7 protein-coding genes are annotated in these 8,065 nt (G+C 67.6%); 5 read left to right on the top strand and 2 right to left on the bottom strand.

The annotated features are described in order from the left end of the window. Positions 1-776, bottom strand: a 776-nt coding sequence (locus DBR20_RS15110; protein WP_181393100.1) for a TonB-dependent receptor plug domain-containing protein, incomplete at its 3' end; no start/stop codon positions are given. Positions 777-1,061: 285 nt separating this feature from the next. On the opposite strand from DBR20_RS15110, the gene DBR20_RS15115 reads away from it, so the two are divergent. Continuing rightward, complete coding sequence (locus tag DBR20_RS15115) at positions 1,062-2,081, top strand: sugar kinase (RefSeq protein WP_108266748.1); 1,020 nt, start codon at positions 1,062-1,064, stop codon at positions 2,079-2,081. Beyond that, positions 2,068-2,706: a bifunctional 4-hydroxy-2-oxoglutarate aldolase/2-dehydro-3-deoxy-phosphogluconate aldolase gene (gene eda / locus DBR20_RS15120; protein WP_099819436.1), complete on the top strand. Its 639-nt coding sequence runs from the start codon at positions 2,068-2,070 to the stop codon at positions 2,704-2,706. The genes DBR20_RS15115 and eda overlap by 14 nt, the downstream gene beginning before the upstream one ends. Positions 2,707-2,757: 51 nt before the next feature. Here the strand turns inward: eda and DBR20_RS15125 are convergent, their stop codons facing one another. Then, positions 2,758-4,608: a sigma-54-dependent Fis family transcriptional regulator gene (locus tag DBR20_RS15125; RefSeq protein ID WP_258223382.1), complete on the bottom strand. Its 1,851-nt coding sequence runs from the start codon at positions 4,606-4,608 to the stop codon at positions 2,758-2,760. Between the two features lie 222 nt (positions 4,609-4,830). Here DBR20_RS15125 and adh point away from each other — a divergent pair, with 222 nt between their 5' ends. The 3 genes from adh to DBR20_RS15140 all read left to right on the top strand — a co-directional run bounded on the left by adh (position 4,831) and on the right by DBR20_RS15140 (position 7,957). Beyond that, positions 4,831-6,360, top strand: a complete 1,530-nt coding sequence (adh, locus tag DBR20_RS15130) for an aldehyde dehydrogenase (protein WP_108266750.1) — start codon at positions 4,831-4,833, stop codon at positions 6,358-6,360. Between the two features lie 74 nt (positions 6,361-6,434). After that, positions 6,435-7,463, top strand: a complete 1,029-nt coding sequence (gene adhP / locus DBR20_RS15135; protein ID WP_108266751.1) for an alcohol dehydrogenase AdhP — start codon at positions 6,435-6,437, stop codon at positions 7,461-7,463. Between the two features lie 104 nt (positions 7,464-7,567). After that, on the top strand, positions 7,568-7,957 hold the full coding sequence (locus tag DBR20_RS15140) for a hypothetical protein (RefSeq protein WP_108266752.1): 390 nt from the start codon (positions 7,568-7,570) through the stop codon (positions 7,955-7,957). The last annotated feature ends 108 nt before the right edge of the window (positions 7,958-8,065 follow it).

The following is an 8,065-nucleotide window of genomic DNA, read 5'->3' on the forward strand; positions in this document are numbered from 1 at the left end:
GGCGAGGACGCGGCGAAGTTGCCGTTGCTCGGGCCGTTGGCCCAGCGGCCGGTGTTGGAACCTTCCTCCAGCGCCTGGCGCTCGGAATAGGCCACCGACAGCAGTGCGCCGAAGGTGCCATCGGCGAAAGTGTTGGAAACCAGCGCGGCGATGCGCGGGTCGGCCTTCTCGGCCATCGCGTTGTAGCTGGCCTGGCCACTGGCGGCGAAGGTGAAGCCGTCGTAGTCGAACGGACGCGCGGTGCGCAGATCGACGGTGGCGCCCAGCGAGCCTTCCTCTACGTCGGCCGAGGCGGTCTTGCGCACCAGCAGCTGCGAGAACAGGTCCGAGGCGAACACGTTGAAGTCGAAACCACGGCCGCGGTTGGTGCCGCCGCTCTGGTCGCCGGCACCGACCGTGGTCAGTGCTTCCATGCCGTTGATGCGCACGCGGGTGAATTCCGGGCCGAGGCCACGCACCGAGATGTTGCGGCCTTCGCCGGCCTCGCGGGTGATGACCACGCCCGGGATGCGCTGCAGCGACTCGGCCAGGTTCAGGTCGGGGAACTTGCCGATGTCCTCGGCAACGATGGCATCGACCACGCCGGCTTCGCCACGCTTGATGTCCAGCGCCTTCTCCACGCTGGCGCGGTAGCCGGTGACGGTGACCGTATCAAGGTCGGTGGCGTTCGGGTTGGCGCTCTGCTGCTGCGCGCCGGCGTTGCCTGCCAGGGCCAGTGCTACGGCCAACGCGAGCAAGGTAACCGGTGTCTTTTTTTCATGGTTCCGAGAATGCATGCCTTTCCCCTCTCCCAAAGGTCTGGTATCGCGGCTGTTTCAGCGTGATGACACCGCTGGTCAGGCCGGACGTTAACAGCACGTTCCCGATCCGGCATCTTGCACCGCAACAGATCTGAAATGTCTCCAAGACGCTTGCAGGACAATGCTTCCAACAGTTTGGTAGGCTTAGGGCAAGGCCGGGCGGGATTGAAATGACACCGCTAGCCAATTCCACGCCCCACGCGTGGTCCACTACCACGCCGCCCAGTGTCACATGCGGGCGGCACGCGTGAAGGAGCAGAAATGGGTCGTATCGTGTGTTTCGGGGAACTGCTGCTGCGCCTGGGTGCGCCCGGTCGCGAGCTGCTGCTGCAGTCGCCGCAGCTGCAGGTGCACGTCGGCGGTGCCGAGGCCAACGTGGCTGTCTCGCTGTCCCGCTTTGGACATGACGTGGCCATGGTCAGCACCGTCGCCGGCAACGCGCTCGGCGCGCATGCGCTGGCCGAACTGCGCCGGCATGGCGTCGATACGCGCGGCGTGCGCGAAGATGCCGACGGCCGCATGGGCCTGTATTTCCTGACCACCGGCGCGGTGCAACGGGCCAGCGAAGTGGTCTACGACCGTGCCGATTCCGCATTCGCCAACAGCACCGCCGCCGACTACGACTGGCCGGCGCTGCTGCAGGGCGCGCAGTGGCTGCACCTGTCCGGGGTCAGCCCGGCGCTGGGCCCGGACGTGGCCCAGGCCACCCTGGCCGCAGCGCGCGCCGCCCGTGCGCAGGGCGTGCGTGTGTCCTTCGACGGCAACTTCCGGCCGAAGCTGTGGCAGCGCTGGGGTGGCGATGCGCAGGCGATCCTGCACGAACTGTTCGCGCAGGCCGACATCGTCTTTGCCGACTACCGCGATATCGAAGTCATCCTCGGCCAGCGTTTCGAGCAGGCCGACGTGGTCGCGCGCGTGGAAGCGGCGGCGGCGGCGGCGTTCGACGCATTCCCGCAGCTGCACTGGCTGGCCTGCACCCAGCGGCAGACGCTGAGCGTGGACCACCATGCGCTGGGCGCGTTGCTGCTGGGCCGCGATGGCACCCGCGCACAGGCACCGGTACGCCAGCTGCAGGGCATCGTCGACCGCATCGGCGGCGGTGATGCCTTCGCGGCAGGCATCCTGCATGGCATCCTGTCCGCCTTCGATGCCGACGCCACCGTGCGCTTCGGCCTGGCCGCCGGGGGCCTGAAGCACTCCATTCCCGGCGATTTCAATCCCGTCAGCGAAGCTGATGTGTTGGCCCTGATGGGCGAGGAGCGATTCGATGTCCGGCGCTGATCCACGCGTTCGTGCGGTACTGAAACTGGCACCGGTGATTCCGGTGTTCACCCCCGATGACATCGACGATGCGGTGCAGGTCGCGCAGGCGCTGTTCCGTGGTGGCCTGCCGGTGATCGAGGTGACCCTGCGCACGCCGCGTGCGCTGGAAGCCATCAAGGCAATGGTCGAAGCGGTACCGGATGCGGTGATCGGTGCCGGCACCGTGCTCGATGCCGCACAGATGCAGGCCGTGAAGGAAGCCGGCGGCCGCTTCGCGGTATCGCCCGGGGCGACGCCACGGCTGTATGCCGCCGCACGCGATGCCGATCTGCCCTACCTGCCGGGTGTGGCCACCGGTTCCGAGCTGATCGTCGGCCTGGAACACGGCCTGGATACCTTCAAGTTCTTCCCCGCCGTGCAGGCCGGCGGTGCCGCGATGCTGTCGGCATGGCACGGCCCGTTCGCTGATGTGCGCTTCTGCCCGACCGGCGGCATCAGCGCGCAGACCGCCAGCCAGTTCCTGCACCTGCCCAACGTGCTGTGCGTGGGCGGCTCCTGGCTGACCACCGCCGCGCTGATGCAGACCCGCGACTGGGACAGCGTCGAGCGCCTGGCACGTGAGGCCGCAGTGCTGGCCAGCTGATCGTTCGGCTGCTGGTGGAGCCGGGCACAGACCCGGCGCTACCAGACTCCTTCAACCGCGTGGCGTACCCAGCCGCCGGTACAGGGTGCTGCGGTTGATCCCCAGCCGCTTGGCGGCCGCGCTGACGTTGCCCAGGCATTCGGCCAGCGCCTGGCGCATGGCCGCCTCGGCGATCTCCTCCAATGCACCGCTGGCCGGCACGGCTGGCGCGGCCACCGTGCCAGCACGCACATCCACCGGCAGCAGCTGCGGCTCCACCGCGTGACCCGGCTCAGCCAGGGCGGCCAGCGTGCGCAGGCAGGCGCTCAACTGGCGCAGGTTGCCGGGCCAGGCATGGGCCACCAGTGCCGCGCGCGTCGGCGCAGACAACTCGTGGCCGCGTCCCAGCTGCTGCCACAGCGCATCCACCACGGCACCGCGATCGGGATGTTGCCGCAGCGGTGCCAGGGTCACCACGTGGTCGGCGATGCGGTAATACAGATCCGCACGGAAGCGGCCTGCGTCCACCGCCTGCGGCAGTTCGCAGTGGCTGGCGCAGACCAGCGCGAAATCCAGTTTCACCGGCTTGCCACCGCCCAGCGGTGACAGCTCGCGTTCCTGCAGTACGCGCAGCAGGCGCGGTTGCAGCGCCAACGGCATGTCGCCGATCTCATCGAGGAACAGCGTGCCGCCCTCGGCCTGCCGCAGCAGGCCCGGACTGCCCTGGCGGCGCGCACCAGTAAAGGCACCGTCCTCGTAGCCGAACAGTTCTGCTTCGATCAGGCCTTCCGGCAACGCCGCGCAGTTCACCGCGACGAAGGGCTTTCCGGCACGCACGCTGCGTGCGTGCAGTTCACGCGCGAAGACTTCCTTGCCGGTGCCGGTCTCGCCCTGCAGCAGCACCGGCAACGCGGCCTGCAGCACACGTCCTGCATTGGCCAGCTGCTGTTGCTGCGCGGTATCGAACAGCGGCCCCTGCGCGCGGGCCGGCACCTGCGCCGCTGCCGCTGGCGTGGTCACACTACGTCGCGACGCGCGTGCTTCGCGCACGCCATACAAACGACGACCCTGGCGATCAAGCAGCACGCCGTCATCGGCCAGCCGCGACAGCGGCTGTTCGAACAGTGCTTCGTACGGCGTGCGGCCGATGTCCTGCCGATCAAGCCCGAACAGGGCCAGCCCGGCACGATTGGCCGCGATCAAGCGGCCGCCGCGGAAGCCAAGCACGCCCTCGCGCGCACTGCCGAGCAGCGCGGGTTGATGATGCAGGCGCAGCAGCTCGCAGTCGGCCAGGCCGTCGGCAAAACCACGATGCTCGATCTGCGCCACTGCCTGCCGCACCAGTGCCAGTGCATGCAGGTGCGGCAACCGCGCATCACCGGATACGTCGAGCACACCCAGGCACTGCCCATAGGGATCCAGGATCGGCACCGCCGAACAGGTGAGGATGCCGTGCGGCGCGAAGTAGTGTTCACCGCCACGCACCTGCAGCGCACGTCCGTCCACCAGCGCGGTGCCGATCGCATTGGTGCCGACCGTGCCTTCGTCCCAGCGCATGCCCGGCATCAGTGCGACACGACCGGCCTTGTCGAGGAAACCGGTGCTGCCTTCGGCGTCGAGGATCCAGCCATCTTCATCGGTCAGCAGCACGATGCTGCCGCTGTGGGTCATTTCCGCAGCCAGTCCATCCAGCTCCGGCCGGGCCTGTCGCCACAGGCGCTCGCGGCGCTGGCGCAGTTCGCGCAGGCGGTGATCGGTCAGCGGTTCGGCGCTCGGCTGCGCATCCACCAGCAGGCCGTGCCGCTGGCAGCGTTGCCAGGAATGCAGGATCGCCTCGGGCACCGCGCCAACCGGAGCAGCGCCGCGCTCGAAGAAGCTGCGCCGGGCACTGCCCAGGCGGGGATCGGGAGCAAGCGGGGACACCGACAGCCTCCTGTGTCGCACATTGCGACAGTTGTTGCGGGACCTGTCCCGATTAACAGCACACCGCGCGTCGGCCTGCAACGGCCGCGCCTGCTGCACTGCCGCAGCCTGCGCGACACGATGACCGATGGCCGGGCGATCAAGGCGTGATGCAACGCAGCAGGCCAGGGTTGGCATCGTCCTTGCGCCTGTGGAGGCACCACGCCCATCGCAGGAACCGCCATGAACGCCGTACCGTCCACCCGCCCACATGCCACCGATCCGCGCTCCCTGTTCAAGCCGCGCTATGGCAACTACATCGGTGGCGAATGGATCGCCCCGCGCAGCGGCCAGTACTTCGACAACATCTCGCCGGTGAACGGCCAGGTGTTCACTGAAGTGGCCCGCTCCAACGCCGAGGATATCGACGCCGCACTCGATGCCGCGCACGCCGCCAAGGACGCTTGGGGCCGCACATCAGCCGCACACCGTGCGCTGCTGCTCAACCGCATCGCCGATCGCGTCGAACAGAACCTGGAACTGCTGGCCCACGCGGAGACTTGGGACAACGGCAAGCCGATCCGCGAGACGCTCAACGCCGACGTACCGCTGATGGCCGACCACTTCCGCTATTTCGCCGGTTGCCTGCGCGCGCAGGAAGGCAGCCTGTCGCAGATCGACGACGACACCGTGGCCTACCATTTCCACGAACCGCTGGGCGTGGTCGGGCAGATCATTCCGTGGAACTTCCCGCTGCTGATGGCGGCCTGGAAACTGGCACCGGCACTGGCCGCTGGCAACTGCGTGGTGCTCAAGCCTGCCGAGCAGACCCCGGCGTCGATCCTGGTGCTGATGGAAGTGATCGGCGACCTGCTGCCGCCGGGCGTGCTCAACGTGGTCAACGGCTTCGGCCTGGAGGCGGGCAAGCCGCTGGCCAGCAGCCCGCGCATCGCCAAGATCGCCTTCACCGGGGAAACCTCCACCGGCCGCCTGATCATGCAGTACGCCAGCCAGAACCTGATTCCGGTGACGCTGGAACTGGGCGGCAAATCGCCGAACCTGTTCTTCGCCGACGTGATGGCCGAGGACGATGATTTCCTCGACAAGGCGGTGGAAGGCTTCGTCATGTTCGCCTTCAACCAGGGCGAGGTCTGCACCTGCCCGTCGCGCGCGCTGGTGCAGGAATCGATCTACGAACGCTTCATGGAACGTGTGCTGGAACGCGTGGCAGCGATCCGGCAGGGCAATCCGCTGGACCCGAACACCATGGTGGGTGCGCAGGCATCGGGCGAACAGCTGGAGAAGATCCTGTCCTACATCGCCATCGGCCGCGAGGAAGGCGCCGAGGTGCTGATTGGTGGCGACAAGGCCGCGCTCGGTGGTGATCTGGCCGGCGGCTTCTATGTGCAGCCGACCGTGTTCAAGGGTCACAACGGCATGCGTGTGTTCCAGGAGGAGATCTTCGGGCCGGTGGTGTCGGTGACCACGTTCAAGACCGAAGAAGAAGCATTGCAGATTGCCAACGACACGCTGTACGGGCTGGGTGCCGGTGTCTGGAGCCGCGATGCCGCGCGCCTGTACCGGGTGGGCCGCGCGATCCAGGCCGGGCGGGTATGGACCAACTGCTACCACGCCTACCCGGCACATGCCGCGTTCGGCGGCTACAAGCAGTCGGGTATCGGCCGCGAGAACCACCGGATGATGCTTGACCACTACCAGCAGACCAAGAACCTGCTGGTCAGCTACGCACCGAAGAAGCTCGGCTTCTTCTGAGGATTGATCGGGATCAAGGCGCGGGCATCGGGCCGGCGCCATCCTGTCTGCAAGCGCACTACGGAGAAGCACGCATGAATAGAACCATGAAGGCCGCCGTTGTCCGTGAGTTCGGCAAGCCGCTGGTCATCGAAGAAGTCGTGGTACCGCGCCCGGGGGCGGGCGAGGTGCTGGTCAAGATCGAGGCCTGTGGCGTCTGCCACACCGACCTGCACGCCGCCGAGGGCGACTGGCCGGTGCGTCCGAACCCGCCGTTCATCCCCGGCCACGAGGGCGTGGGGCACGTCGTGGCCGTGGGAGGCGGGGTAGGGCACATCAAGGAAGGTGACAGGGTCGGCATCCCCTGGTTGTACTCGGCGTGTGGCCATTGCGAACACTGCCTGGGGGGCTGGGAAACGCTGTGCGAAACACAGCGCAATACCGGCTACTCGGTCAACGGCGGCTTCGCCGAGTACGCGCTGGCCGATGCCAACTACGTCGGCCTGCTTCCGAAGGAAGTGGGCTTTGTCGAGATCGCGCCAGTGCTGTGCGCGGGCGTCACCGTGTACAAGGGCCTGAAGGTCACGGACACCAAGCCCGGTGATTGGGTGGCCATTTCCGGTATCGGCGGCCTCGGCCACATGGCCGTGCAGTACGCCCGCGCGATGGGCCTGAACGTTGCAGCGGTGGACGTGGACGACGCCAAGCTGGCGCTGGCCAGGCGTCTTGGCGCGCAGGTCACGGTCAACGCGCGCACCACCGATCCGGCCGCGTTCCTGAAGAAGGAGATCGGCGGCGCGCATGGTGCACTGGTCACCGCGGTTTCGCCCAAGGCGTTCGAACAGGCACTGGGGATGGTGCGGCGCGGCGGCACGGTCTCGCTCAACGGCCTGCCACCGGGCAACTTCCCGCTGGACATCTTTGGCATGGTGCTCAACGGCGTCACCGTGCGCGGTTCGATCGTCGGCACCCGCCTGGACCTGCAGGAATCGCTGCAGTTCGCCGCCGAAGGCAAGGTCGCGGCAACGGTCAGCACCGACCGCCTGGAGAACGTCAACGATGTGTTCGCGCGCATGCATGCGGGCACCATCGAAGGCCGCGTGGTGATCGACTTCGCTGCCTGACCCCCTGTGCATGGCCGCCATGCCCGTTCCCCTCTCCCACGGGCACGGCGGCCATGCCGATCTGCCGGCAGCGCCGGGCAGCCTGGCGGCCGTACAATGCGCGCATGCCCGCCACGCTCAAGACCATCTTTCTCTCCCTGCTCGCCCTGATCGGCGCGTTGCTCGCGCTGGCCTTGGTCAGCAGTGCGGCAGGCTGGCTGCCATCGCTGCTGGGCATGACACCGGGAAGCGAGGCGCAGCTCGGCTGGGACCTGGCATTCACCGTGCTCGGCGGCATCGCCGCCATTGCCTTTGCCACCTACTACGCTCCGTGCTGGCCGCGCGCGCATGGCACCTCGATATGGTCGTTGCTGGTACTTGGCGCAGGCTATGGCCTGTGGATGATGGGGGGCGATTTCCCACAGTGGTTCGTCATCGGCCTGCTGGTTTCATTGCCGGTGCAGTTGTTGCTGGGCTGGTGGTTCGGCCGCCGCGCGTCGCGCGATCCGCGCTGAGCGCGCACGGTCAATACTGGCCGCTTCTACTTCAACGCGCCGATGCCCGGATACGGGTAGTGCCGGCCGCTGGCCGGCAACCCCAGCGAACCTTCAGTTGCCGACCAG

Source organism: Stenotrophomonas sp. HMWF023, from assembly GCF_003060985.1.
Classification (GTDB): domain Bacteria; phylum Pseudomonadota; class Gammaproteobacteria; order Xanthomonadales; family Xanthomonadaceae; genus Stenotrophomonas; species Stenotrophomonas lactitubi.

Bases quoted from the DNA above. Each gene is read 5' to 3' on its own strand.
- DBR20_RS15140 (WP_108266752.1), top strand. From the start codon at position 7,568: ATGCCCGCCACGCTCAAGACCATCTTTCTCTCCCTGCTCGCCCTGATC.
- adh (WP_108266750.1), top strand. From the start codon at position 4,831: ATGAACGCCGTACCGTCCACCCGCCCACATGCCACCGATCCGCGCTCC.
- eda (WP_099819436.1), top strand. From the start codon at position 2,068: ATGTCCGGCGCTGATCCACGCGTTCGTGCGGTACTGAAACTGGCACCG.
- adhP (WP_108266751.1), top strand. From the start codon at position 6,435: ATGAATAGAACCATGAAGGCCGCCGTTGTCCGTGAGTTCGGCAAGCCG.
- DBR20_RS15115 (WP_108266748.1), top strand. From the start codon at position 1,062: ATGGGTCGTATCGTGTGTTTCGGGGAACTGCTGCTGCGCCTGGGTGCG.